This is a genomic window from Neobacillus cucumis (assembly GCF_016908975.1).
Lineage (GTDB): Bacteria > Bacillota > Bacilli > Bacillales > Cytobacillaceae > Neobacillus > Neobacillus cucumis.
Genome location: NZ_JAFBEX010000033.1, coordinates 21,945 through 46,635, shown reverse-complemented (window position 1 = coordinate 46,635; position 24,691 = coordinate 21,945). Strand labels below are relative to the sequence as shown.

Below are 24,691 nucleotides of genomic sequence, written 5' to 3'. Positions count from 1 at the left end.
TCTAGGCAATATTTCGTTTTTAATTCTTCAAGAATGAACGAAAAATCCACTAATTCTTTAATTTGTCGAAGCATATTTTCTTGTGGGACAACAAGCTCGTAAATTGCTATATATGGACTAAGAGTAAAAGATTCTTGATCGGAAATCATCTGAATACCACCCGTAAAATTTAATAATTTTATTATAAAACAAAAAAGCAGTGGAAAGGTCGATAAAATCTACCTTTCCACTGCTTAAAATGTGGACTTTTTCAGTGCCCTCTCTCTAAGCGCCGAGGAGGCTCCCCGGCACGCTCGCGGGTTCGCTGAGTGCCTGGAGCGGAAATCAACAATCAAATTTAACAGAGCTATTGATGAAAAACAAAGAAAATGCTAATTTTCTAATAAAATTATCTTTTTTACCATTCTAATTTATAGGATAAGCATCAATTTCAAAGAAAATTATCACTTTTCTATTCTCAGGATGATTTATTTAAAAAGACTGACATCTTAGAATTACAAGTATAGAAAACTTAAATTCTAGGAGAGTGAATTTGATGGAAGCGAATACAGTTGGAAAGAGACTAATTAAAAACTACAAAGGGTCTGAATTACACGCTAAGGGCTGGATTCAGGAGGCAGCCCTTCGTATGCTGTTAAATAATCTTGATCAAGAAGTGGCCGAAAGACCGGAAGACTTAGTGGTTTACGGTGGGATTGGCAAGGCAGCTCGTAACTGGGAGTCTTTCGATGCCATTATTAAATCGCTTTTAGAATTAGAAGAAGATGAAACGCTCTTGATTCAATCTGGTAAACCAGTTGCTATTTGGAAATCTCATAAAGACGCACCACGTGTCTTACTTGCTAACTCAAACTTAGTTCCTGCATGGGCGAATTGGGAGCATTTCCACGAGCTTGATAAAAAAGGCCTAATGATGTACGGACAAATGACTGCCGGAAGCTGGATTTATATCGGAAGCCAGGGGATTGTCCAGGGAACGTACGAAACATTTGCTGAGCTTGCCCGACAGGAATTCGGCGGATCCTTAAAACAAACCATTACATTAACTGCAGGACTGGGCGGCATGGGCGGTGCCCAACCTTTAGCGGTAACCATGAATGATGGTGTATGTATTGCGATTGATGTAGATGAAACAAGAATTGATCGCAGGATTGAAACTCGCTATCTTGATGTAAAAACACATAATTTAGATGATGCGCTTAAATGGGCGTTTGAGGCTAAAAAAGAAGGAAAAGGATTATCTATTGGTCTATTAGGAAACGCAGCTGAAATTTTACCACTCATGATCGAAAGGGGCTTCACCCCTGATGTATTAACAGATCAGACTTCTGCTCACGATCCGTTGAATGGATATGTACCAGCAGGCTATTCTTTGAAGGAAGCTGCAGAATTAAGAAAAGCAGACCCTGTTAAGTATGTTCAACTTTCAAAACAAAGCATGGCAGCGCATGTAAAAGCCATGTTAACCATGCAACAAAAAGGTGCCGTTACATTTGACTATGGTAACAACATCCGTCAGGTTGCTAAGGATGAAGGTGTAGAGAATGCCTTTGATTTCCCTGGCTTCGTTCCGGCGTATATTCGTCCATTGTTCTGTGAAGGGAAAGGTCCATTCCGTTGGGCCGCCTTATCGGGTGACCCTGAAGATATCCGTAAAATTGATGAAGCTTTACTCCGAGAGTTTAAAGATGATGAGCATCTTTGTAAATGGGTAAAAATGGCACAGGAAAGAATCGCGTTCCAAGGACTTCCTGCCCGTATTTGCTGGTTAGGATACGGTGACCGTGCCCGCTTCGGCAAAGTGATTAACGATCTGGTTGCTTCAGGTGAAGTTTCCGCGCCAATTGTAATCGGCCGTGACCACCTGGATGCAGGTTCTGTTGCCTCACCAAACCGCGAAACCGAAGCAATGAAAGATGGCAGTGATGCCGTTTCTGACTGGCCAATCCTCAATGCCATGATCAATGCTGTCGGCGGTGCGAGCTGGGTTTCTCTTCACCACGGCGGGGGCGTAGGGATGGGTTATTCTCAACACTCCGGCATGGTTATTGTTGCTGATGGTACGAAGGAAGCAGAAATCCGCTTGCAAAGAGTATTAACAACTGATCCGGGAATGGGCGTTGTTCGTCACGCAGATGCAGGCTATGAGTTAGCAATCAAAACGGCAAAAGAAAAAGGCATCAAAATGCCAATGTTGCCACAAGATTAAAATGGAGAGGATGAGAAGCAAATGACTGCACTTTTTATTAGAAATGCTTCTCAGCTCGTTACTTTACAGGGGAGCGCTCATGCTCCCCGAGTGAAGGAAGCGATGTCTGAGCTTGCCATTATTGAGAATGGAAGTGTTTGGATCGAAGACGGAGTCATCCAGGCTGTTGGAAAGGATGAAGATCTTGTTGCACAGTATAAAGGGTGTCTTCATGAAGCACAAATAATCGATGCAAGCGGAAAACTCGTGACACCAGGGCTTGTCGATCCACATACACATCTCGTTTTTGCGGGCAGCAGGGAAAATGAGTTTAATATGCGGCTCCAAGGTGCTACCTATATGGAGATCATGAATGGCGGCGGTGGAATCCACGCTACAACAAGAGCAACTAAGGCCGCAACAAAAGAGGAACTCTTTAATGAAAGCTTTGAACGATTAAATCAATTTCTCCTTCATGGTGTGACAACAGTTGAAGTGAAAAGCGGCTACGGGATGGAGTGGGAAACGGAATTAAAACAGCTTGAGGTAGCGAGGGACCTAAATGAGAGGCATGTAATTGACGTGGTTCCAACCTTTATGGGCGCTCATGCAGTACCAAAAGAATATAAGGAAAATCCGGAGGCGTTCATCGATCTTCTTATTAACAAAATGATTCCAGAGGTAGCAAAACTCGGCTTAGCGGAATTTAATGATGTCTTCTGTGAACATGGCGTTTTCACACCGGAGCAATCCAAACGAATTCTCGAAGCTGGCAAAAGGTACGGTTTGATTCCAAAAATCCATGCTGATGAAATTGAGCCCTATCAAGGGGCGGAACTTGCTGCAGAAATTGGTGCCATTTCAGCTGATCACCTCTTAAAAGCTTCAGAACAAGGTATGAGGGCAATGGCTGAAAAAGGCGTTGTCGCTGTATTACTCCCTGGAACGGCTTATTTCTTAATGGCTGAGTCCGCAAATGGAAGAAAAATGATTGATTTAGGAGTACCAGTGGCACTTTCCACCGATTGTAACCCAGGCTCATCCCCAACGGTATCTTTGCCATTTATTATGAATCTAGGCTGTATGAAGATGGGCATGACTCCTGCTGAAGTAATCACGGCTGCAACCATTAATGCAGCAAATGCTATCAACCGCGGGAAAGAGATTGGCAGTTTAGAAGTTGGTAAAAAGGGTGACATCACTATTTTTAATGTAGGAAATTATATGAGGCTTCAATATTCCTATGGCGTGAATCATACGGATACCGTTGTGAAAAACGGTCGGGTTGTGGTAAGAGGAGGAAAATTAGTTGAAGAGCTATCTATTTCCAAAAATTAATCCTCCCAGTTTTACATGGGTAAGACCGGAATCTGGTGTGGTGTCAAAAGTGCATGAATGGATTCAGCCAATAACAAACGAAAGCGATCCTGAGAAAGGTAAAACTACTGACTTCGTCGTAGTCGGCGTCCCGCTTTCACGGTCATCCATCAGTGCGTCAGGTGCGTCTGAATTTCCAGACTTTTTCAGACGTGCATGGAAAGGCTTCTCTACGTATAATCTTGATGAGGATATGGACTTATCGGATAGGACGGCACTTGATGTCGGGGATGTTCCGATGCATGTAACAGATATAAAAAAATGCCATGATAATATCATCGAGGCATCTGCGTCCCTTTATCACCATTTCCAAACATCTACGATTTGCGCGATTGGAGGAGACCATTCCATTACGGCAATGATGGTAAAAGGGCTTCATCAGGCCAAGCCAAATGAAAGAATTGGTATCCTGCAGTTTGATACACACTTTGATCTAAGGGATATGACAGATAATGGACCTTCCAACGGCACACCGATGCGGAATTTGATTGAAAGTGGAATCGTCCGTGGCAGCGATATGTACAATATTGGTCTTCACGGATTTTTTAATACAAAGGATCTAAAAAAATATGCCGATGAACATGCTGTTAACTATATAACACTTGGTAAGGTAAGGAAGAAAGGGATTAAAGAAACGGTTCTCCAAAGTTTAGAAGAATTAGCTTCGAAAGTGGATACAATCTATTTAACGGTTGATATGGATGTACTTGATATTGCTTATGCTCCAGGGGTGCCAGCTTCAACACCGGGAGGCATGACATCATCAGAACTGCTGGAAGGGGTACTAACAGCGGGGCGCCATCCAAAGGTCAAGGCAATGGACATCGTCTGTCTGGATCCATTAAAGGATTTTCAGGTACAGCCGACAGTTAAACTTGGTACGCATGTATTTTTAACCTTCCTTACCGGCGTTATGCTGCGGTAAGGATAATTGTAAAGGATGTATGGTTCTTCATCCTTTATTAGCTAAAGCAAATATGGGCGATTTTTACCAGAGGGGTGGGAAGGCCGATCATCCTAGTCATAAAAAGGAAATTCGGCTTTTTCAATCCCCCGTTATTTTAATAATAGGTCAGGACTTATTATTAAAATATTTAATCTCTGTGAAAGGGTAATATCGAAGGCTAACTTTTCCTACTACTTTCTTCTCATCAATAAAACCAATCATTCTACTGTCCTCACTAATTGGTCTATTATCTCCCATAACCCATAACTTTCCTTTAGGTACTTTTAACTTTCCAGTTAATCCCATAAGCGAAAAGTCATCTGTAAACTGTCCAGAGGTTAACTCTTTTTTATAGACATTTAAGTAAGGCTCGGGAACTTTTGTACCATTACGGTATAATTGATCATTTTTATAAACAATAGTATCACCAGGAAGTCCAATTACACGTTTAACGAAATCTTGAGTTGGTGTTGCATGAAATATGATTATGTCACCATAATGAGGCTGACCAAGATCATAAACAAGCTTATTCACGATTAGTCGGTTGTTGTTCTGTAATGTAGGCATCATTGATGGACCATCAACCACATAATTACTAATAAGAAAAGTCCTTATAATGATTGCAATAATAACTGCTATTCCAATAGCTTTTATCCAACTAAGAATTTCAGATTTACTCTTTTCCAATTACACATAGCCCCCTCTAAAAATGTTGAAACAACCAAAGATAATCGGGAAAACAAAGTTCTTAACTAAACCAAAACGCAATTAAGAACCAAAATGAATTATTTTTTTTCACCAATTTGAAATATGTAACTCCATTATAGTATAGTCACTTCTTCCAACTAAACTCCATTAGCGCAAGAAGAAAAAAGGATTGCCGCAGCATTCCCTCTTGAAGTAAAGCCCCCGTTTGCTTAAGTAAATTCTTTCACAAACTTAAAACGTACAGATAATAAAAGGTATGCGAAGAAGCAAACCTTTGAAAATCAAATCATTATTCTTTAAGTTTATCAATTAGAAGGAGATAACTACCTCAACTTATTTTTTGTTTCGTTAAATTATAGCTTCGTCTAATCAGGTCGGATATAACTTCCTCTGGAATGGTACCATCTAGAATAAGAGAATTCCAATGTTCTTTATTAAGATGGAAAGCAGGAACTATTGAAGTGTAATTATGACGATAGAAGTCCAACCAACCTGCCTCACACTTCAGATTAATCCAAATATGTTCATCTCTATTGAAAATCCAGGCAAAGACTTTCTTGCTTTCTTTATGTCGCATTAATGTCCAATTCTTATCTTTAAATGGATAATCTTCATATGTTTTTTCTAAATTCAAACAGAAATTAATAGCTTCCTCTCTCGTTTTTATTTTTTACCACTCCTTAAATATCGAAGTATGATCGTTTCTTAAATTGGTGAGAAGCATTCGATTATTCTTTATCGCTTTATCAATACGGACAGGTCGCCCTCAAAAACTTTTTCATCTCTATCATTAAAAGTAGATAACGATACAGTAAGGATACCTGTTTCATCTTTAGTTGCTTTCTTATCAATTACTTCAACATTGATATACAATTCATCTTCAGGATACACGGGTTTAATAAATTTAATATTATTCATCCGTGTTCCAGCAATGACATCCTCACCGTATAAACCTTCTTCAACCCAAAGTTTAAAAGAAATGGCTAACGTATGTATACCAGAAGCAATAATTCCATCAAACCTTCCCTGAATTGCTTTTTCCTCATCCAAATGCATATATTGAGGGTCAAATTCACCTGCAAACCTCATAATATCTCCTTTTGTTAATTTTAATGATTTAGTTTGAAACACCTGTCCAATTGCAAACTCATCTAACTTCATTCTTACACCTCTATTTTGTTGTTGTAGTCGTTGTTGTTGTTGTCCATGTTTATTTTAGCACCCACTTATTCATAAGTGGAAGTTTCAAAGCCTTATTGCACAAATCACCCAGTTACTTCAATACCACGTTTCCAATTCTATTATCAGGGCAGCCGCCAGAAGGATCTTACAGCTAACATATCGAGTAATAAAAATTAGTAAGGTAAGAAGAAAAGTTTTTCTTGAAAAACGCTTACATCGGGTTTATAATACAACTAAACCGGTTTACTAAATCGATTTATTAGGTTGGTTTAGTTATATTACATCAAGGAAAGGGTCATCCATATGAACAACGTGATTGTCCCGTTAAATGCGTTTGATCGATTCGAAGTATTAGAGAAAGGGCAGGTATCCTTCATTAAATTGATTGCTCAATCCGGCGCCTTTGGAGTGGAGATCCGCCGGGAATTGCTGCAGGAAGAGTATCATCAGCTCGAACAGATTAGAAGTGAAATCGAGCAATACGGTCTTTTCACTGTCTACTCCGCTCCAATTGAGTGTTGGAAAGACGATTTCCAATTAAATACAGAATGCTTAACAGAAGTTTTTCAGGAAGGTATGATACTAGGAGCTAAATGGATTAAGGTGTCGCTAGGGAATTTTAAGAAGGAGGAGTCCCATCTTCTAGATCTCCATGCTTTTCTTACTCAGCAGCCGCAAGAAATCCAATTGCTAGTAGAAAATGACCAAACCCTATATGGCGGGAATGTCCGGCAATTAAAGTCCTTTTTTGAAAGCGTTGCCCATCAGGCCATTCCGGTTAAGATGACGTTTGATACGGGGAACTGGTATTATGCTAAACAGGATGTAGAAGAGGCATTGAGAGAGCTTGGAACCTATGTCATGTATCTTCATTTAAAACAAGTCGAAAGGCAAAATGGTGAGCTTGTCACAGTTCCACTTCAAATGGAAGGAAATCTCAGTTGGAAACAGGTCATGCAGAACCTTTCTGCTGAAACCGTGAAAGCACTGGAATTTCCCATTGAACCAAAAGAGAAAACAAAACAATATATTCGTTTTGTTACAGAACCAATGATAGAAAGAGAGGTCACATCATGCAATCATTAGATGTTATTACCTTTGGGGAAGCAATGGCGATGTTTATGGCTAATCAGCCTGGCTCCTTACATGAGGTGAATCAATTCACAAGGGAACTTGCCGGTGCGGAAACAAATGTTGCCATCGGGCTTACGAGGCTTGGCCTTCGGTCCGGCTGGGTGAGTAAAGTGGGAAGGGATGCTTTTGGGACGTTCATTATCGAACGCCTCAAAAATGAAAACGTTGACATCGAGAGCGTTCTGGTTGCTGATCATTATCCAACTGGGTTCCAGTTGAAATCAAAAGTGATTGAAGGCGATCCTGAAGTACAATATTTTCGCAAAGGGTCTGCCGCAAGCCATCTCTGTATTGATGATTTCAATGAAGGGTATTTTAAAGCAGCAAGCCACCTGCATATGACAGGAATTCCATTAGCCCTTTCGGAACAAGCAAGAGCATACGCGAAACATGCCTTATCCTTTATGAAAAAGAATGGGCGATCCGTTTCGTTTGATCCGAATTTACGTCCCTCTCTTTGGACATCTCAAGAAGAAATGGTGGAACAAATCAATACTGTTGCTTTCCAAGCTGATTATGTTTTTCCGGGAATTTCAGAGGGCGAGATCTTAACCGGCTTTAAAAATCCTCGGGATATTGCTTCATTTTATTTGGAAATGGGTGTTAAGCTTGTGGTTATTAAGTTGGGGGAAGAAGGAGCCTTCTATAAAACGTTAAATGAGGAAGGGACCGTTTCTGGTTTTGAGGTGAAAGAAGTCATCGATACAGTAGGTGCGGGAGACGGTTTTGCGGTAGGGGTCATTAGCGGATTAATTGAAAACCTTTCCATAAAGGATGCGGTTTTAAGAGGAAACGCCATCGGAGCATTAGCCGTTCAAGCACCTGGGGACAACGACGGCTACCCGACTAAAGAAGCGTTATTAAAATATATAGAAAATAACTTACAGGGAGTGAAGTAACATGAAACAAACCATTGCCAAACAAAGATGGATGCGCCTTATTCCAATCGCTTTCATCACTTACAGTCTTGCTTATCTCGACCGTGCGAACTATGGATTTGGTGCAGCAGCAGGACTTGCGAAGGACCTGCACATCACACCGGGTACTTCATCATTGCTTGGTTCCCTTTTCTTCTTAGGCTATTTCTTTTTCCAAGTACCTGGAGCCAGCTATGCGGAAAAAAAGAGTGCGAAAAAGCTAATTTTCTGGTCATTGATTTTATGGGGTTGTTTAGCTTCAGCTACCGGTCTTATTACCAATATTAACTTATTATTTGTGTTTCGTTTTGCCCTTGGTGTTGTGGAAAGTGCGGTTATGCCGGCGATGCTTGTGTTCTTAAGCCACTGGTTTACAAAGCAAGAACGGTCCCGTGCGAATACATTCTTAATTTTAGGAAATCCGGCAACTGTATTATGGATGTCAATTATCTCAGGTTACTTGCTTAATTCCTTTGGCTGGAGATGGATGTTTATTATAGAGGGTCTTCCAGCAGTCGTTTGGGCATTCATTTGGTGGAAAATAGTTGATGATAAACCGAAGGATGCAAACTGGTTAACAGAACAAGAAAAACTTGATTTTGAACAACAATTAGAAAAAGAACAAGCAGGCTTAAAAGAGGTTAAGAATTATGGCGAAGCATTCCGATCAAAGCCTGTTATTTTATTAAGCGCCCAGTATTTTTTATGGAGCATTGGGGTTTATGGCTTTGTCATGTGGCTGCCAACCATTATTAAAGCAGCGCCAAATATGGATATTGTCAGCACAGGCTGGTTATCGTCCGTCCCTTATGTTTTAGCAGTAATTTTAATGCTGGTTGCTTCTTATTTTTCTGATAAAACCCTAAACCGAAATGCCTTTGTTTGGCCATTCCTGTTAATTGGTGCAGTTGCTTTTTATATCTCCTATGCCATTGGAACGAATCATTTCTGGCTTTCTTTTATTCTGCTCGTCATTGCCGGTGGTGCCATGTATGCTCCGTACGGTCCGTTCTTTGCCATCATTCCTGAAATTCTGCCTCGTAATGTTGCAGGAGGAGCGATGGCGCTTATTAACAGTATGGGTGCTTTAGGCTCGTTTGTCGGTTCTTATATAGTTGGGTATTTGAATGGAGCGACAGGAGGCTTTGGTGCTTCTTACATCTTCATGGCAGGTTCGCTATTTTTATCAGCTCTATTAACCATCTGGGCGGTAAAAGCTGCGAAAAAGGATAGTCAATCGTCTTCTGTGAAAGTAAGTGCATAAAAATATTAAGGGAGTTTTTAAAATGGGAGTAGAAGAAATTAAGAAACGTGCCGTTGTCGCCGTTGTTCGCGGTGCGACGCTGGAGACTATTATTCCAATGGCGGAAGCGCTGAAAGAAGGCGGAGTCACCGCTCTTGAAATTACGATGGAAACACCGAAGGCGCTGTCGCTTATTGAAAAAGCAGCAGACGTGTTTGGGGATGATATTTTAGTTGGTGCCGGAACGGTTTTGGATGCTGAGACAGCAAGAGCTGCGATCATAGCTGGATCAAAGTTTATTTTCTCACCAACCGTTAATGAGAAAACGATTCAAATGACGAAGCGTTATGGAGTCATCAGTGTTCCTGGAGCGTTTACCCCGACTGAAATTCTGAATGCTTATGAACACGGTGCTGATGCAATTAAAGTATTCCCCGCAAGTAATGTGGGCCCAAGTTATTTTAAAAATATAGCGGGGCCACTGCCGCATATTCCACTTATGCCAACAGGAGGCATTAACTTGGAAAATGCATTGGATTATATTCGAGCAGGTGTAGTAGCTGTGGGATTGGGCAGTTCATTGGTTGATCCAAGACGAGTATTAACTGATGCGTATTTAGCAGAAGTAACCCAAAATGCGAAAAAGCTAATGGAAGGGATTCAATCCGTCCGAAATGGGCTGGTTTACAATTAAACATAGATAAAGGAGGAGATACCTTTTTTTCTAAGGCTGTGTTAAACATGGATGTTGATTTCCGCTACAGGCGCTCGCTTTCCGAGGTCGTGCCGGGGAACCGAATGCAAAGGTTGTTCGGATAGAGCGGGTTGAAAAAAAAACATGGGCTGTCCGAATGCAGGGTGCTTCGGACAGGTCCAGCTGGAAAATCACGCAGAGCTGTCCGAAGTTAAGCCAAGTTCGGACAGCTTAAGCCAAAAATCATACGGAGCTGTCCGAAGTCTAGCCAAGTTCGGGCAGCTCAAGCCAAAAATCATACGGAGCTGTCCGAAGTCTAGCCAAGTTCGGACAGCTCAAGCCAGAAATTATGCGGAGCTGTCCGAAGTCTAGCCAAGTTCGGACAGTTCAAGCCGGAAATCACGTAGAGCTGTCTGATGTTAGGCCAAGTTCGGACAGCTCAAGCCAAAGATCATGCGGAGTTGTCCGAAGTCTAGCCAAGTTCGGACAGCTCAAGCCAAAAATCATACGGAGCTGTCCGAAGTCTAGCCAAGTTCGGACAGCTCAAGCCAATAATGATACGGAGCTGTCCGAAGTCTAGCCAAGTTCGGACAGCTCAAGCCAGAAATCACGTAGAGCTGTCTAATGTTAAGCTAAGTTCGGACAGCTCAGGTCAGAGATCATGCGGAGTTGTCCGAAGTCTAGCCAAGTTTGGACAGCTCAAGCCAAAAATCATACGGAGCAGTCCGAAGTCTAGCCAAGTTCGGACAGCTCAAGCCGGAAATCATGCTTAAGTTGTCCGAAGTTAAGCCAAGTTCGGACAACTTAAGCCAAAAATCATACGGAGCTGTCCGAAGTCTAGCCAAGTTCGGACAGATCAAGCCGGAAATCATGCGGAGTTGTCCGAAGTTAAGCCAAGTTCGGACAACTTAAGCCAAAAATCATACGGAGCTGTCCGAAGTCTAGCCAAGTTCGGACAGCTCAAGCCAGAGATCATGCGGAGTTGTCCGAAGTCTAGCCAAGTTCGGACAGCTCAAGCCAGAGATCATGCGGAGTTGTCCGAAGTCTAGCCAAGTTCGGACAGCACAAGCCAAAAATGATGCGGAGTTGTCCGAAGTCTAGCCAAGTTCGGACAGCACAAGCCAAAAATGATGCGGAGTTGTCCGAAGTCTATCCAAGTTCGGACAGCTCAAGCCAGAAATCACGTAGAGCTGTCTGATGTTAGGCCAAGTTCGGACAGTTCAAGCCAAAAATCATACGGAGCTGTCCGAAGTCTAGTCAAGTTCGGACAGCTTAAGCCAAAAATCATACGGAGCAGTCCGAAGTCTAGTCAAGTTCGGACAGCTCAAGCCAGAAATCATACGGAATTGTCCGAAGTCTAGCCAAGTTCGGACAGCTCAAGCCAGAAATCACGCAGAGCTGTCCGAAGTTAAGCCAAGTTCGGACAGCTCAAGCCAGAAATCACGTAGAGCTGTCTGATGTTAGGTCAAGTTCGGACAGCTCAAGCCGGAAATCATGCGGAGTTGTCCGAAGTTAAGCCAAGTTCGGACAGCTCAAACCAAAAATCATACGGAGTTGTCCGAAGTCTAGCAAAGTTCGGACAGCTCAAGCCAGAAATCACATAGAGCTGTCTGATGTTAGGCCAAATTCGGACAGCTCAAGCCAAAAATCATACGAAGCTGTCCGAAGTAAATTATAGTTCACTACGCTAAGTTGTTCTAAATAGTTAATAATCATTGTTGACACTTTTACACAATTAAGTGGACTTGACTGGAAAAAGCCAAGACCTGTCCGAATATAAGGTAATTCGGACAGGTCCAGCTGGGAAAATTCAAGGGGTGTCCTCAGCTCCATCGCGACTGCGGCTCTCCCCTGCCCCTAACTCCCGAGAGGTCTCACACCATCCACTCCAATCAACATCGTTACAAAATCAACAATGACTTTTAACACAGCCTTTTCGAAAAAGACGAAAGTGTCTTTTCTTTTTAAATGCTGCTTAACACTTGCCGTCTAACTGGAAAAATAATTGTATTATCGCTAAAATGATAGCATCAAGGTATGTTGAAAGAGGAAGAGCGATATGGAAAATATAACGATGGCTGACGTTGCGAAAGCGGCAGGTGTATCGAAAAGCACAGTGTCACAGTATTTAAATAAACGTTTTGAATATATGGGCGAGAAGACCAAACTAAAAATAGAAGAAGCCATTGAAAAACTCGGATATCAACCAAACTATCTTGCTAGAAGCCTGAAGCAAAAACGAACCTCTATGGTGGGCATTATCGTTGCGAATAGTATCCATTACTTTTCCATGGAGGTCATTCATGCAATTGAGGATTTCTGTCAAAAACATGATTTGCACGCCATCGTATGTAACGCGGATGATGACCCTGATAAAGAGAAGAAATATATTGAAATGCTGCGGGCGAAGCAGGTGGATGGCCTCATTATCTTTCCGACAGGGCAAAATAATGATCTATATGAAAGCATGATAAGGAACGGCTACCCAGTTGTGTTTATGGATAGAAAAGTAGAAAATCTTGATGTTTTCTCTGTTCTGACAGACAATGAAGCGTCCACTTATAAAGCAATCAAGCAATTTATCGAAAAAGGTCATCAGAACATTGCTTTCACTGTACAGCCTCTAACGATCAGCCCCCGGAGGGACAGGCTGGAAGGATATAAAAAAGCATTAATAGATGCCGGATTGCAAGTAAATCCAAACCTAATCATTGAATCGAGTTTAGCGGAAATGAAAAGCAAGCTAGAAAAGCTTTTTTCATCTGAGAACAAGCCTACAGCCTTATTTGCAGCAAATGATCGTATTTTTTTGATTGTTATGGAATTTTTAAAAGAAAAGGGAATTAAGCTTGGCAAGGATTTGGAATTCGTTGTCTTTGATAATATTCCATATGCCCATTTGCTGGAATCTCCTCTTTCGTTTATTATTCAGCCCGCAGCGGAGATGGGAGAAAAGGCAGCGGAATTATTATTTGAGCAGATTAATAAAGAAGAAATAAAACCGGAAAAGCTTGTTTTTCCAAGCCGGATGGTGTAGGGGCGATAAATTGTCACGCCCCTAGATTCACCTGCCATTATTGAAAAATGCTTACAAATAAAGTATAATCTTTTCATAAACCGGTTTAGTAAATCGATTTATCTATTCAAAAGGAGCAAAAATCATGAACATACAACTTGCATTGGATCGGATGAAAATAGAGGATGCGATTCAATTATCGAGGGAAGTGGAGCAGCACATCGATTGGATTGAAGTGGGAACCTCCCTCATTAAAGAATTTGGAATGACCAGTGTAAGGAAGATCAAAGAAGCATTTCCGAATAAAACGATTGTTGCGGATATCAAAACCATCGACAATGCCCGTTATGAATTTGAACTTTGTTTTCAAGCCGGAGCGGATGTGGCCACCGTTATGGGGGTATCGCCTCTGGTCACCATTGAAGCCTGCATGGATGTAGCAAAGCAATACAATAAAAAAGTGATGATCGATTTATTGAATACTTCTGATGAACAAAAGAGTGCATTAATGAGATGTAAGGACGCGATCTTTTGTGATCATGTCAGCAAGGACCAGCAAGAAGAATCCGGTGAACGTCATCTTGGGACAAGGAGAGAGGACCCAACCATTCAACTTGCTGCCGCGGGAGGTATCACATTCGATTCCATTGGCCATTTAATCGAGACGCTAAATCCAGATGTAGTGATTATCGGTTCTGCCATCTCAAAAGCCCAGGATCCATCCGAAGCTGCGGCGAAATTTAAACAACTTATTTCACAATCAGGGGTGAATAGATGATGAAAGTAGTATCAACGATTTTAAAAGAAATTGATACCGTTCTTAGTAAAGTGGCGGAAGAGCAGCTTCAAGAAATTGCAGGCCAATTGCAAAAAGCGAAGCGGATTTTTGTAATCGGAGAGGGCCGTTCCGGATTAATGGCAAAATCGTTTGCGATGAGATTAATGCATTTAGGGGCAACTGTCTATGTGGTTGGAGAGACCATTACCCCATCTATCGCAGAGGGAGATTTGTTAGTCGCTATTTCAGGATCAGGAACAACCAAGAGTGTGGTGTGGACGGCTGAAAAAACCAAATCCTTTGGCTGCGCTGTGATTGCGGTGACAACAAATCTTGAGTCCCCATTAGGAGCAGCCGCAACGGAAATTCTCCATGTCCCCGCTGCGACCAAATACCGCAGGGAACATGAACGGCAAACCATTCAGCCGCTTGGTTCTTTATTTGACCAATGTTCTCATATCGTATTTGATGCGGTATGCTTACTTTTCGGTAAATTAAATGATATGGATAACAGCAAGGCGTTTCAATTGCATAGTAATTTAGAGTAGTTAAAAAAATCATTCAATAAAAGAGAGTAGACGATTGTTTGCAAATGGAAAAGATCGTCTGCTCTTTTTGCTTTTATAAGGCTGTGTTAAACATGGATGTTGATTTCCGCTCCAGGCACTCGCATTCCGCGGGCGTGCCGGGGAGCCTCCTCGGCGCTGAAAGCGCCTGTGGGGTCTCCCCTGCCCCGTACTCCCGCAGGACTTTGAAGATTCTTCCTCGAATCCGCCCACGCACGAAGAAAATGCGATAGCATTTTCGAGGAGTCGAGCGCCTTCCGCTCCAATCAACATCGTTCCAAAATCAACAATACCCTTTAACACAGTCTTTATAAAAAATATTCTCATCTAATTTCTATTTTTAGGAAAATTACAAATTAATATGATCGTTATTGTATTGATCTAATTGTTCTTGTAGGACTGATATGTAATTCATCATTGCCATTCTTACGATAGAAGGGTAGTAACGATTATTAAGTTCTTGTTCACATTCTTCTAAATCCATCTTTTTAACAGCAATAATTTTATTTAATTCATCAATGCTCATCGATAACCACTCTCCTACATGTCAAAAAAGTCATTGTAATCCACATTCGGATCCAGTTTTTTAAGAAAATTAATAATTTTTCTGGCTGTACTCATAGTTGGTTGATGGTCTTCATGTGAACATAAACGGCTGATGGTAGCTCTACTAACTCCTGATCTCTCTAACTCCTTTTGACTAATGCCGTGCTGATCAATATATCGCCCCAGTTTTGACCTTTCCTTCCCGATGCCAAACCACTTCAATCCTTTCACTCTCCTTGTATTGATAGCTCAAGCATTGACAATAATTTCATAGCTTATACAAAAGTTGCATCTCTGAAATTTTTTCTCATAGAGGATGCAACTAGTAAAAACGGGAACTTTTTCACTTTTTAATTTGATCTCCCGCTCAAAACATAATAAAGTTTTGAACGCCCTTACAAAGAGCAAGATGTTTAAGTAAGTGAGCAATATCACTTAATGTAATTGAGTGTTTATTGTAATAAAATCAAAAGTGTAGAAAGCAATAAATAATAGTAACTTAAGAGGGAGAGAAACAGATGAAAGAGATCAGAATAGGACTTGTTGGTGCAGGATGGATGGGAAAGGCCCATACTAATTCATTTTTAAATGCTTTAATGCTATTTGGACCGGACGCTGGGAAACCCGTTTTTGAAGTGGTAGCAGATGTAAGTATTGAGGCAGCCAAAGTTGCGTGCGAGAAACTTGGATATTCAAGATGGGTGGAAAGCTGGCAAGAGGTTGTTACGGATCAAAATGTGGATGTGGTTGATATTGCTACACCAAATGCCTTCCATTATGAGGTGGCAAAAGCAGCGTTAGAAAACGGAAAGCACGTTTACTGTGAGAAACCACTAACCCTTACAGCAGAGCAATCAAAAGAATTAGCCGAACTTGCTAAGCAAAAGGGAGTCGTTAATTATGTTGGTTACAACAATGTGATGAATCCTGCAAACGCTTATATTAAGGAACTGGTTTCTTCTGGTAAACTAGGCAAAATCATGAGATTCTCAGGAACTTACGACCAGGATGGATTGCTAGATCCAACATTGCCGATTACATGGCGTCACATTAACAAACATTCAGGCAGCGGTGCACTTGGCGATCTTGGCTCACACCTACTCAGCGTTTCTCAGTTTATCCTTGGAGATATCAAAAGTGTAAATGCTTTATCGAAGATCGTTATTCCGAAAAGACCAAAACAAGCGGGTTCATCGGAACTTGCAGAAGTAGAAAATGATGACTTGATAAATATTCTTGCAGAATATAAAAATGGAGCAATTGGCACAATTGGGGCAAGTCGTGTGGCAACAGGACGCAAAAACTATCTTTCATTTGAAATTCAAGGAACTGAGGGTTCAGTCTACTATTCGCTAGAAAGAATGAACGAAGTGAATGTCTACTTTACGTCCGACAGTAGTGCTGATCGAGGTTTCAGAAATGTATTTCTTGGACCTGACCATAAAGGATATAATGCTTTCTATCCTGCATCCGGGATTGCAATCGGATACAATGATATGAAAGTTTTAGAGGCACATGAACTGCTTTCTGCTATTACAGAAGGCAAACCATACGCGTGTGATTTTGAGTTTGGTTATAAAATTGATAGAACTGTAAGCGCTATTCTTGAATCTGCCGCAGAAAGAAAATGGGTAGAAGTAGAAAAGCAAGTGGCAGAGGTTATTTAAAGGAGGAGAGAGAATATGAATATCAAAATTGGAACAGCACCAGATTCCTGGGGAGTATGGTTTCCTGAAAATGAAAAACAGACACCATGGGAAAGATGTATGAATGAAATGGCAGAGGCCGGATATGCAGGGATTGAATTGGGACCCTGGGGATACCTCCCGAATAAATATGATCGATTAAAAGAAGAACTTGAAAAAAGAAATCTTGAATTGACTGCCACAACCCTTGTGGGAGATCTTACATCCGATCGCAAAACGGAGGAACTGATTGGTTTGCTGGATGAGATGTCTAGTCTTCAACTGAAATTTGAGAGTGCCAAATATGTTGTCTTGATTGATGATTGTTATACCGATCTTTTTACCGGTGAATTACTAAGACCGCGAGTTTTAAACGGTGCAGACTGGGACAAGTTTATTAGCAACATCATCAAAATCCGAGACCATGCGAAAGTAAATTACGGTTTGGAAGTAGTCTTTCACCCTCATGCCCAAAGCCATGTGGAAACGGAAGAGCAAATTGAAAGACTCTTGAATGACACGGATATTAATCTCTGTTTGGATACAGGTCATCATGCGTACGCTGATGGCGATCCGGTTGCGTTTATGAAAAAACATTACAAGCGTATTCCTTATCTTCACTTGAAAAGCTGTGATCTAAAAGTAAGAGAAAAAATGCAAGTACAAGGTTGGTCTTTCGCAAAAGCAGTGAGTGAGGATATCATGTGTGAGCCAGAACTTGGTGTTGTCGATATGAAAGCTTTCGTGCAAGTATTAGAGGATATTAACTTTACCGGTTGGGCAATCGTTGAACAGGATATGTATCCTGCGCCTTTTGAAAAACCCTTTCCAATCGCAGCAAGAACCAGAAAATACTTAACAACAATTGGGATGAGCTAAGCTTGGAGAGCCTGGTCGACAGGCTCTCGTGCTTCTAAAATGATAGTGTAATGCTATTTTCAAATCATGAAAAACCTAATATAATACTAAAATAGTTTATTTTTTATGATGCTTAGTAAGCGATTACAATAGTGCTTGAATGTGATTGGACCTCTTAAGATCAGAATTGCTAGACTGAAATATTGCTAAAGACATAAGGTAACTGAACTAACATGTAAACTAATGCAAAGGGGATATTAACATGGAAAGTATCAGAGTTACTGATCAATCAGCTCAACTGGAACACGCAAAGAAAAAGGACCCAGAAAAGTTTTTGAAGTTAGTCACCATTGTATCAACTTTTGGGGGACTCTTATTTGGCTATGATACAGGAGTTATAAATGGTGCACTTCCCTTTATGGCGAAACCTGATCAATTAAACTTAACGCCTTTTACTGAGGGTGTAGTCGCAAGTTCTTTAGTATTAGGCGCTGCTTTTGGTTCATTATTTGGTGGACGATTATCAGACAATAAGGGACGCCGCAAGGCCATCATGTATCTTGCTATTTTATTCTTGTTTTCTGCATTAGGCTGCGTCATCGCCCCCAATACGACGGTAATGGTTATTTTCCGTTTTCTATTAGGACTTGCTGTCGGCGGCGCTTCTGTAGTCGTTCCATCCTATCTCGCCGAAATGTCACCTTCAGCACGCCGTGGCAGGTTAGTGACGCAAAATGAATTAATGATTGTGACGGGACAGTTTCTTGCGTACGTATTTAATGCTGTCATTGGCAATGTTTTTGGAGATGGAGGGCATGTATGGCGTTACATGTTAGTGGTTGCTACATTACCAGCTATTGCCCTTTGGATTGGAGTCGTGATTTTACCTGAAAGTCCTCGTTGGTTAGCCTCTAAAGGTAGAACTGGCGATGCACTAAGAATACTTAAACAGATTCGTCAAGAGAATGTCGCTGAACTAGAATTAGATGACATTAAAGCCCATCTATTAGAACAGAAAAAAGCAAAGAGAGTAACATTCAAAGATTTGGGGATACCTTGGGTTCGACGGATTGTCATTCTGGGTATGGGGATTGGAGCTATATCGCAATTAGTAGGGATCAACTCGATCATGTACTACGGTACACAAATACTACAAAACTCTGGTTTTGGAACCAAAACAGCTTTAATTGGGAACGTAGCAAATGGCTTAATTTCTGTGATTGCCGTTATTGTTGGAATGTCCATCATGCACAAAGTGAATAGACGGACCATGTTTCTTACCGGCTTAATAGGGGCAACTATTGCGCTGATAGCTATTGGGATTGCAACTTTAACCCTTGCTGGTTCGCCAATGTTGCCATATGTAGTATTATCAATGACCGTGCTATATTTAGCCTTCTTTCAAGGTGCTATTGGTCCGATGACATGGCTGACATTATCAGAAATTTTCCCTGCCCGTTTACGTGGTATGGGGATGGGAATAGCCGTATTGTTTTTATGGCTATGCAATTTTTTAGTAGGTATGTTCTTCCCTGTTCTTTTAAATGGAATTGGCCTATCAGGAACCTTTTTCATATTCGCAGTATTTGGTGTTTTGGGAGTCATTTTTATAGCAAAGTACTTACCTGAAACAAAAGGGCTGTCATTAGAACAAATAGAAGATAATTTTAAGGCTTCATAGGAAGAAATATCGGCTCAATAAAAAAATCACTTCAAAATTTGAAGTGATTTTTTTATTGGCGTCTAGGCGGGTTGGTTCCTAGAATTGTATTTCCCTAAACTGTTTTGGTGTTAGGTTTGTATGCTTTTTAAAGGTTGTGATAAAGTGTGTATCACTATTAAATCCTGATGTAAGTGAGATCTTCTTGATTGATAGATTCGTGTTCTGAAGCAATTGTTTCGCATGGTTTATGCGAAAGTTAAGGACGTATTCATATGGTGAGTATCCAGTATATTTTTTAAATACACGAGAAAAATGAAATGCTGTTAAATTGACGTATTGAGCTAGCTCCGTTAGATTGATCTCCGTATGAAAATGGTTTTCAATATAGGCAATCGCTTGGAGGATAATTTTTTCTTGAATATCAGTTGATTCATTGGAAACCTCATTTAACTCATACATTATTTTATGGATGCTCATCGAAACAAAATGTTCATTGATATTCCCCTTTTCGGCCATATGGAGAATTTGATCCATGCATTCTGGAATGACAATATTATTCTCGATTGAAAAAATGCATCCACTTTTCTCAAAAAGAAAATCAAAATAAGGTTGACACGCAATGCCTGAAAAATGAAACCATTCAAAGAATACATCTTCATTTGCCAAGTACGAATGCGGTTCATGGCAATTAAGAAATACTAGTGTATTTTTTCTAACTTGAAATTCCTGATCTCTATATTTAATGGTCATGGTTCCCTTCCTAATCAACATGATGAGAAAGTTGTTGTACATATTTCTTTCCACGATATATTTATCATCACAGTAGAATAGGCCAGAATCATGCAAACAGTAAAGCGCCTTTTTGGCAAATTCACTAGGAATATGGAAAAAAATCTCGGATTTTTGCAATACACCTTTTTCAATGATTTTCATAGGGCTCTCCTTTAATTAATAAAAGCAATATTATTAAGTGTTTAGTAATATCGCCTGATTTATATGTATTTTTATTATAATAAGAAGAAAAAGTATAAAGCAATAAATAATAGTAAATGTGATAAGAGTGTAATGTATAAAGGAGTTCAGTAGGAACCAATCGTTAAGTCATAAGAAAAGGCCATTCAAATATTAAAGACCAGATTAGAATATATTCTTTGAATATAAGGTTAACGTTTACTTTGTTCCTATGAAATAATGAGAATTTTGTCTGTAGGAAATTTTGTTTAAAAAAGTCTCTTATAATCAGGAGTTTCTTCTTTCTCTTTTTATTAAATAAAATGTTGACTTGAGTATTAAAGGATAATATAATCGTAAAAAATAGGGTTAACGTTTACCTAAAAATATCTTAATTTTTTTCAGGTATAATCTACATTATTTTTTTGCTTTATTGGTTTAATAGATTCCTAATATTTAAGAAAAAAAGAAAACGTTTTACTTAATGAAAACTCAAAAAAAGGCGGGGATTTATGATGGAAAAGGTTAGGGTAGGGATGGTAGGATTAGGGAGATTAGGGAAACAACATGCAGAGAATTTAGCGTTTCGTATTCCAAATTGCGAATTATCAGCTGTTTGCAGTGTGATTCCAGAAGAAGTTGAACAAGTCCAAAAGGAATGGGATATACCATACGCTTATACCAGTTATGATGAAATGCTAAAAAATAAAGAACTGGACGCAATCTTTATTGCTTCTCCGTCAGGGTTTCATTGCGAGCAAATCGAGAAAGCAATCCAAGCGGGTTTTCATGTATTCAGTGAAAAACCGCTTGGATTATATATGGAGGAAGCTTTGCGTGTTCAAGAAGTCGTGAACAAGCATAAAGACCAAGTATTCATGCTGGGTTTTATGAGAAGATATGACAAGTCCTATGCATATGCGAAAAAGAAAATAGAGGAAGGCAAGATTGGTGACCCATACTTAATTCGCTGTTATGGTTTTGATCCAGCAAAGGCAATACATGGATTTATGCAATTTGCAAAAAATAATTACAGTGGCGGTTTGTTTTTAGATATGGCTATTCATGATTTGGATCTTGCCAGATGGTTCTTAAATGTTGAAGCTAAACAAGTTTGGGCAATTGGCGGCGCCTATGGGTATCCTGAAATAGCGGATTTGAACGATGCAGAAACAGGGACTGCCTTAGTGAAATTTGAAAAAAATAAAATGGGCGTTTTTATTGCCGGACGTAACTGTGCACATGGATATCATATTGAAACAGAAATCATTGGTACAAAAGGTACATTAAGAATTGGAACCATTCCTGAAAAAAATATGGTCACGGTATTTGATGAATCCGGAGCTGTAAAGGAATGCTCGGATGGATTTTTAGAGAGATTCGAACAAGCCTATTTAAGTGAGGTCGAAGAGTTTATTTCCTGTGTCAGAGAAAAGAGACAGCCGAATGTTACGGTTGAAGATGGAGTATTATCAACAGCTCTTGGTTATGCTTGTAAGGAGTCGTTTGAAACAGGGGAATTGATAACCGTTCAATCACCTTATAAAATTTCCTCATCTAATTAATTTCATAAATAGGTTGTTTTATTAATAGACAGTTTGCTTTAGGGCAGCACTGTCTATTTTTCTGATGTTCATGGCTTTAAAGTGTTATAATCACAACAAAAAAGGTTACTGGGAAAGAAGGGTCTATAATGAAGGTAACCATTCATAGTGTCGCCCAGGAAGCAGGTGTTTCGACAACAACTGTTTCGAAGGTGATCAATCATACTGGCAGCATTAGTGAGCAGACTAGAAAAAAAGTATTGGAAGCAATGAAAAAACTTAATTATTCTCCCGATGTAGCTGCAGCCTCATTAAGGGGAAAACGAACAAAAGCTTTTGGTTTACTAGTTCCGGATGTTACGAATCCATTTTATGCCGAAGTTGCAAGGAGTATTGAAGATCGAAGTCATGATTTTGGATATAACGTGATGATGTGCAATACGGATAATGATTCTGAAAAAGAGAAGAGCTATTTATCGCTGCTAACTAGTCAAAGGATAGATGGTCTTGTTGTAGCATCAGCTTTCCGAAGTCCGGATTTACTTGAAGAGATGCTGGATAAAGGATTTCCAATGGTATTAATAGCTTCAGATATTCCAAAATTATCCGTAAATACTGTGACTGTGGATGACTATAAAGGGGGATATTTAGCAACTTCCCATTTACTATCCTTGGGTCACAAAAAAATTGCAATCATCATCGAAAATGTTCGCAGTAACACCGCGCGGATGGATGCATTTAAGGAAGCGATGCTTGAAGCGGACTTACAAATACCGGATGGCTTTATTGTAAAAACAGAAGCAAGCATTCTAAAAGGTTACCAAAGCGGCAAAAAAATTCTCTCAATGAAAGAGAGGCCATCAGCTATTTTTGCATGCAATGATTTATTAGCAGCGGGGGTTTTACAAGCTGCCAAAGAACTTGGTTTAAACGTACCTCAAGATTTATCGGTAGTTGGTTTTGATAACACTGTGCTTTCTACCACAACCTCCCCGATGTTAACAACCGTTTCACAGCCAATTAAACTAATGGGAGCGAAAGCGGTTGAATTGTTAATCGGGGAAATGAAGGAGGAAAAGACGAATAAGGAACGTTTGTTACTTTCTCCGGAATTAATTATTCGACAATCAACAGCTAAATTTAATACAGCCGAAATATAAAATATTTCCATAATAATGCCGTAAAACTATCCATTTAAAAGGGGCGAATGGAGATATATTACAATTCGTAGAAGAACGAAAGGTCATGAAAAATACACCAGCCCATTCTCTTTGTTATTTTACGAGAATAGGCTGGTGCTCATGTTGATATACAATAATCATTGAATTAGTTCATCCTAACTGTTTAAAAATTTCAAATTCCAGTACTCTAAATTTTTAAAAAATAAGGAAAAGCGCTAACTGTAGTGGTGACGGGACAAAGAAAAACGTAAATTCTTGCTTTGTGGATCAGGAAGACTAAAAGGATATTCAAGAGGGCAAAAGGCTAATGATATTTACAATAAACGGCTGCTTTTTGACCAGATGTTCTTATTATTTTATTATTCCAATAAAACTTTCGAAGGATTTCCAATACTTAAAAAATAAATATTGAATTATCTCTTATGAGAGGTTATTATTAAAAAGGAAAGCGCTTAACCTGGTGAATTTATAATAATTTATTTTTTAATAGATTTAAAATAAGGAGGAAAGCTATGAGGAAAATCCGATGGGGAGTTTTAAGTGCAGCCAATATAGCATACGATGAGCTTGTTCCGGCTTTACGCCGTTCAAACCGTGCAGTGGTAACTGCTATTGCTTCAAAGAGTTCTGAAAAGGTTAAGCGCTTTAATTGTCCTATTGTTTATCAGGAGTATGAACAGCTAATTGAGGACTCTTCCATTGATGCTGTGTATATTCCACTTCCAAATTCGTTGCATGCTGAATGGGCTGTAAAAGCAATGAAAAATGGCAAGCACGTTCTTCTTGAGAAGCCAGCTACATTAACGGAAGCCGAGATGGAATCAATCCACCATGCTGCACAAGAAAATAACGTAGTTTTTTTGGAAGCATTTATGTATCAATTTCATCGTCAACATAACCGTGCAAAAGAGTTACTCAACTCGGGAGTCATCGGTGAGTATAGCCATATCAAAGCCCATTTCTCATGGATGCTCGAGGATCAGGGGGATATTCGATTAAATCAGGAATTGGGTGGAGGTGCTATGAGGGATGTAGGATGCTACGGACTTCATGCAGTAACTCAAATAATCGACTTTAATCCAATTCAAATCTCCATGAGCGGAAAGATTCATCCTGAATATGGTGTTGATACAACTTCCGTTTGTGTTTTAAAAGACGAACAAAATCGAATTGCTGAAGTGTCCGCTTCGATGGAACTTCCATTTATTAATCGCTATGAAGTAATTGGACCAAAAGGTTCCATAACGGTAGATTCCTCTTTTCGACCTGACGTTTCTGATGATAAATTTGGAAAAGTTACTGTCAGAGATGAAAATAATAATGTTATTCTTTTTGAAAGATTGAAAGATGATCAATATTTAAGACAAGTTGAACATTTTCAAGACTGTATACTTAGCAGGGAAAATCCAGTTTATAATTCAGTTCACTCCCTTCAAATGGCACGCTATCTGGAAAAAGCCTACTGGTCATTGTCGAACGGGTCTGTTATGACAAATATTAATCATTAGTAAAGT

At 39.9% G+C, this 24,691-nt stretch carries 28 protein-coding genes and 1 pseudogene; 21 read left to right on the top strand and 8 right to left on the bottom strand.

Annotated features, from left to right (window positions below):
* Positions 1 to 149 (bottom strand): annotated as a pseudogene (locus JOC76_RS30280) (IS5/IS1182 family transposase); the annotation flags it as partial.
* A 386-nt stretch (positions 150 to 535) separates the two neighbouring features.
* Here JOC76_RS30280 and hutU point away from each other — a divergent pair.
* From hutU to JOC76_RS26830, 3 genes are read left to right on the top strand one after another with little or no spacing between them, the layout of a single operon-like run.
* On the top strand, positions 536 to 2,209 hold the full coding sequence (gene hutU, locus JOC76_RS26840) for a urocanate hydratase (protein ID WP_205181868.1): 1,674 nt from the start codon (positions 536 to 538) through the stop codon (positions 2,207 to 2,209).
* A gap of 21 nt (positions 2,210 to 2,230) precedes the next feature.
* The gene (gene hutI / locus JOC76_RS26835; RefSeq protein WP_205181867.1) at positions 2,231 to 3,526 is read left to right on the top strand and encodes an imidazolonepropionase; all 1,296 of its coding nucleotides are present in this window, start codon (positions 2,231 to 2,233) and stop codon (positions 3,524 to 3,526) included.
* Positions 3,498 to 4,490, top strand: coding sequence for an agmatinase family protein (locus tag JOC76_RS26830; protein ID WP_205181866.1), 993 nt, complete (start codon positions 3,498 to 3,500; stop codon positions 4,488 to 4,490). The genes hutI and JOC76_RS26830 overlap by 29 nt, the downstream gene beginning before the upstream one ends.
* A gap of 147 nt (positions 4,491 to 4,637) precedes the next feature.
* On the opposite strand, the gene lepB is transcribed toward JOC76_RS26830, so the two are convergent.
* The 3 genes from lepB to JOC76_RS26815 form a co-directional block, all read right to left on the bottom strand.
* Positions 4,638 to 5,198: a signal peptidase I gene (gene lepB / locus JOC76_RS26825; RefSeq protein ID WP_205181865.1), complete on the bottom strand. Its 561-nt coding sequence runs from the start codon at positions 5,196 to 5,198 to the stop codon at positions 4,638 to 4,640.
* A 349-nt stretch (positions 5,199 to 5,547) separates the two neighbouring features.
* Positions 5,548 to 5,886: an MmcQ/YjbR family DNA-binding protein gene (locus JOC76_RS26820; RefSeq protein WP_205181870.1), complete on the bottom strand. Its 339-nt coding sequence runs from the start codon at positions 5,884 to 5,886 to the stop codon at positions 5,548 to 5,550.
* 68 nt (positions 5,887 to 5,954) lie between these two features.
* Positions 5,955 to 6,380: a MaoC family dehydratase gene (locus tag JOC76_RS26815; protein ID WP_205181864.1), complete on the bottom strand. Its 426-nt coding sequence runs from the start codon at positions 6,378 to 6,380 to the stop codon at positions 5,955 to 5,957.
* Between the two features lie 324 nt (positions 6,381 to 6,704).
* Between JOC76_RS26815 and JOC76_RS26810 the strand changes: the two genes are divergently transcribed.
* From JOC76_RS26810 to JOC76_RS26770, 9 genes are all read left to right on the top strand, one after another.
* Complete coding sequence (locus tag JOC76_RS26810) at positions 6,705 to 7,487, top strand: sugar phosphate isomerase/epimerase family protein (protein ID WP_205181863.1); 783 nt, start codon at positions 6,705 to 6,707, stop codon at positions 7,485 to 7,487.
* Positions 7,475 to 8,434 carry a sugar kinase gene (locus tag JOC76_RS26805; RefSeq protein WP_205181862.1) on the top strand — a complete coding sequence of 320 codons (960 nt, stop codon included), beginning with the start codon at positions 7,475 to 7,477 and terminating at the stop codon, positions 8,432 to 8,434. Before JOC76_RS26810 ends, JOC76_RS26805 begins: the two co-directional genes overlap by 13 nt.
* Position 8,435: 1 nt before the next feature.
* On the top strand, positions 8,436 to 9,716 hold the full coding sequence (locus JOC76_RS26800) for an MFS transporter (RefSeq protein ID WP_205181861.1): 1,281 nt from the start codon (positions 8,436 to 8,438) through the stop codon (positions 9,714 to 9,716).
* Between the two features lie 22 nt (positions 9,717 to 9,738).
* Positions 9,739 to 10,389, top strand: a complete 651-nt coding sequence (locus JOC76_RS26795; protein WP_205181860.1) for a bifunctional 4-hydroxy-2-oxoglutarate aldolase/2-dehydro-3-deoxy-phosphogluconate aldolase — start codon at positions 9,739 to 9,741, stop codon at positions 10,387 to 10,389.
* A gap of 144 nt (positions 10,390 to 10,533) precedes the next feature.
* Positions 10,534 to 10,761 carry a hypothetical protein gene (locus tag JOC76_RS26790; RefSeq protein ID WP_205181859.1) on the top strand — a complete coding sequence of 76 codons (228 nt, stop codon included), beginning with the start codon at positions 10,534 to 10,536 and terminating at the stop codon, positions 10,759 to 10,761.
* Entirely contained in the window at positions 10,739 to 10,969 is a 231-nt protein-coding gene (locus tag JOC76_RS26785) for a hypothetical protein (protein ID WP_205181858.1), read from the top strand. The genes JOC76_RS26790 and JOC76_RS26785 overlap by 23 nt, the downstream gene beginning before the upstream one ends.
* Before the next feature lie 110 nt (positions 10,970 to 11,079).
* A complete protein-coding gene (locus JOC76_RS26780) occupies positions 11,080 to 11,301 on the top strand; it encodes a hypothetical protein (RefSeq protein WP_205181857.1) in 222 nt (73 codons plus the stop codon).
* 215 nt (positions 11,302 to 11,516) lie between these two features.
* Positions 11,517 to 11,750, top strand: coding sequence for a hypothetical protein (locus JOC76_RS26775; RefSeq protein ID WP_205181856.1), 234 nt, complete (start codon positions 11,517 to 11,519; stop codon positions 11,748 to 11,750).
* Positions 11,751 to 11,846: 96 nt separating this feature from the next.
* Positions 11,847 to 11,993 (top strand): hypothetical protein, encoded by a 147-nt coding sequence (locus JOC76_RS26770; RefSeq protein ID WP_205181855.1) that lies wholly within the window; start codon positions 11,847 to 11,849, stop codon positions 11,991 to 11,993.
* Here JOC76_RS26770 and JOC76_RS26765 read toward each other — a convergent pair.
* Positions 11,986 to 12,222 (bottom strand): hypothetical protein, encoded by a 237-nt coding sequence (locus tag JOC76_RS26765; protein ID WP_205181854.1) that lies wholly within the window; start codon positions 12,220 to 12,222, stop codon positions 11,986 to 11,988. The two genes, JOC76_RS26770 and JOC76_RS26765, sit on opposite strands and share 8 nt — an antisense overlap.
* A 226-nt stretch (positions 12,223 to 12,448) precedes the next feature.
* Here JOC76_RS26765 and JOC76_RS26760 point away from each other — a divergent pair, with 226 nt between their 5' ends.
* From JOC76_RS26760 to hxlB, 3 genes are all read left to right on the top strand, one after another.
* Positions 12,449 to 13,426 (top strand): LacI family DNA-binding transcriptional regulator, encoded by a 978-nt coding sequence (locus tag JOC76_RS26760; protein WP_205181853.1) that lies wholly within the window; start codon positions 12,449 to 12,451, stop codon positions 13,424 to 13,426.
* Between the two features lie 124 nt (positions 13,427 to 13,550).
* Entirely contained in the window at positions 13,551 to 14,183 is a 633-nt protein-coding gene (hxlA, locus tag JOC76_RS26755) for a 3-hexulose-6-phosphate synthase (RefSeq protein WP_205181852.1), read from the top strand.
* Positions 14,183 to 14,731, top strand: coding sequence for a 6-phospho-3-hexuloisomerase (gene hxlB, locus JOC76_RS26750; protein ID WP_205181869.1), 549 nt, complete (start codon positions 14,183 to 14,185; stop codon positions 14,729 to 14,731). Before hxlA ends, hxlB begins: the two co-directional genes overlap by 1 nt.
* A gap of 367 nt (positions 14,732 to 15,098) precedes the next feature.
* Here the strand turns inward: hxlB and JOC76_RS26745 are convergent, their stop codons facing one another.
* Together JOC76_RS26745 and JOC76_RS26740 are read right to left on the bottom strand one after the other, a co-directional pair.
* A complete protein-coding gene (locus tag JOC76_RS26745) occupies positions 15,099 to 15,275 on the bottom strand; it encodes a hypothetical protein (protein WP_205181851.1) in 177 nt (58 codons plus the stop codon).
* Positions 15,276 to 15,289: 14 nt separating this feature from the next.
* On the bottom strand, positions 15,290 to 15,526 hold the full coding sequence (locus tag JOC76_RS26740; protein WP_372442017.1) for a helix-turn-helix transcriptional regulator: 237 nt from the start codon (positions 15,524 to 15,526) through the stop codon (positions 15,290 to 15,292).
* 287 nt (positions 15,527 to 15,813) lie between these two features.
* On the opposite strand from JOC76_RS26740, the gene JOC76_RS26735 reads away from it, so the two are divergent.
* The 3 genes from JOC76_RS26735 to JOC76_RS26725 all read left to right on the top strand — a co-directional run bounded on the left by JOC76_RS26735 (position 15,814) and on the right by JOC76_RS26725 (position 19,519).
* A complete protein-coding gene (locus JOC76_RS26735; RefSeq protein ID WP_205181849.1) occupies positions 15,814 to 16,962 on the top strand; it encodes a Gfo/Idh/MocA family protein in 1,149 nt (382 codons plus the stop codon).
* A 15-nt stretch (positions 16,963 to 16,977) separates the two neighbouring features.
* A complete protein-coding gene (locus tag JOC76_RS26730; protein WP_205181848.1) occupies positions 16,978 to 17,859 on the top strand; it encodes a sugar phosphate isomerase/epimerase family protein in 882 nt (293 codons plus the stop codon).
* A 241-nt stretch (positions 17,860 to 18,100) separates the two neighbouring features.
* Complete coding sequence (locus JOC76_RS26725) at positions 18,101 to 19,519, top strand: sugar porter family MFS transporter (protein WP_205181847.1); 1,419 nt, start codon at positions 18,101 to 18,103, stop codon at positions 19,517 to 19,519.
* 78 nt (positions 19,520 to 19,597) lie between these two features.
* Here the strand turns inward: JOC76_RS26725 and JOC76_RS26720 are convergent, their stop codons facing one another.
* A complete protein-coding gene (locus tag JOC76_RS26720) occupies positions 19,598 to 20,434 on the bottom strand; it encodes an AraC family transcriptional regulator (protein WP_205181846.1) in 837 nt (278 codons plus the stop codon).
* Positions 20,435 to 20,967: 533 nt separating this feature from the next.
* Here JOC76_RS26720 and JOC76_RS26715 point away from each other — a divergent pair.
* The 3 genes from JOC76_RS26715 to JOC76_RS26705 all read left to right on the top strand — a co-directional run bounded on the left by JOC76_RS26715 (position 20,968) and on the right by JOC76_RS26705 (position 24,685).
* On the top strand, positions 20,968 to 22,017 hold the full coding sequence (locus JOC76_RS26715) for a Gfo/Idh/MocA family oxidoreductase (protein ID WP_372442016.1): 1,050 nt from the start codon (positions 20,968 to 20,970) through the stop codon (positions 22,015 to 22,017).
* 128 nt (positions 22,018 to 22,145) lie between these two features.
* Positions 22,146 to 23,156, top strand: a complete 1,011-nt coding sequence (locus tag JOC76_RS26710; protein ID WP_205181844.1) for a LacI family DNA-binding transcriptional regulator — start codon at positions 22,146 to 22,148, stop codon at positions 23,154 to 23,156.
* Between the two features lie 533 nt (positions 23,157 to 23,689).
* Positions 23,690 to 24,685, top strand: coding sequence for a Gfo/Idh/MocA family protein (locus tag JOC76_RS26705; RefSeq protein WP_205181843.1), 996 nt, complete (start codon positions 23,690 to 23,692; stop codon positions 24,683 to 24,685).
* Positions 24,686 to 24,691: the final 6 nt, after the last annotated feature.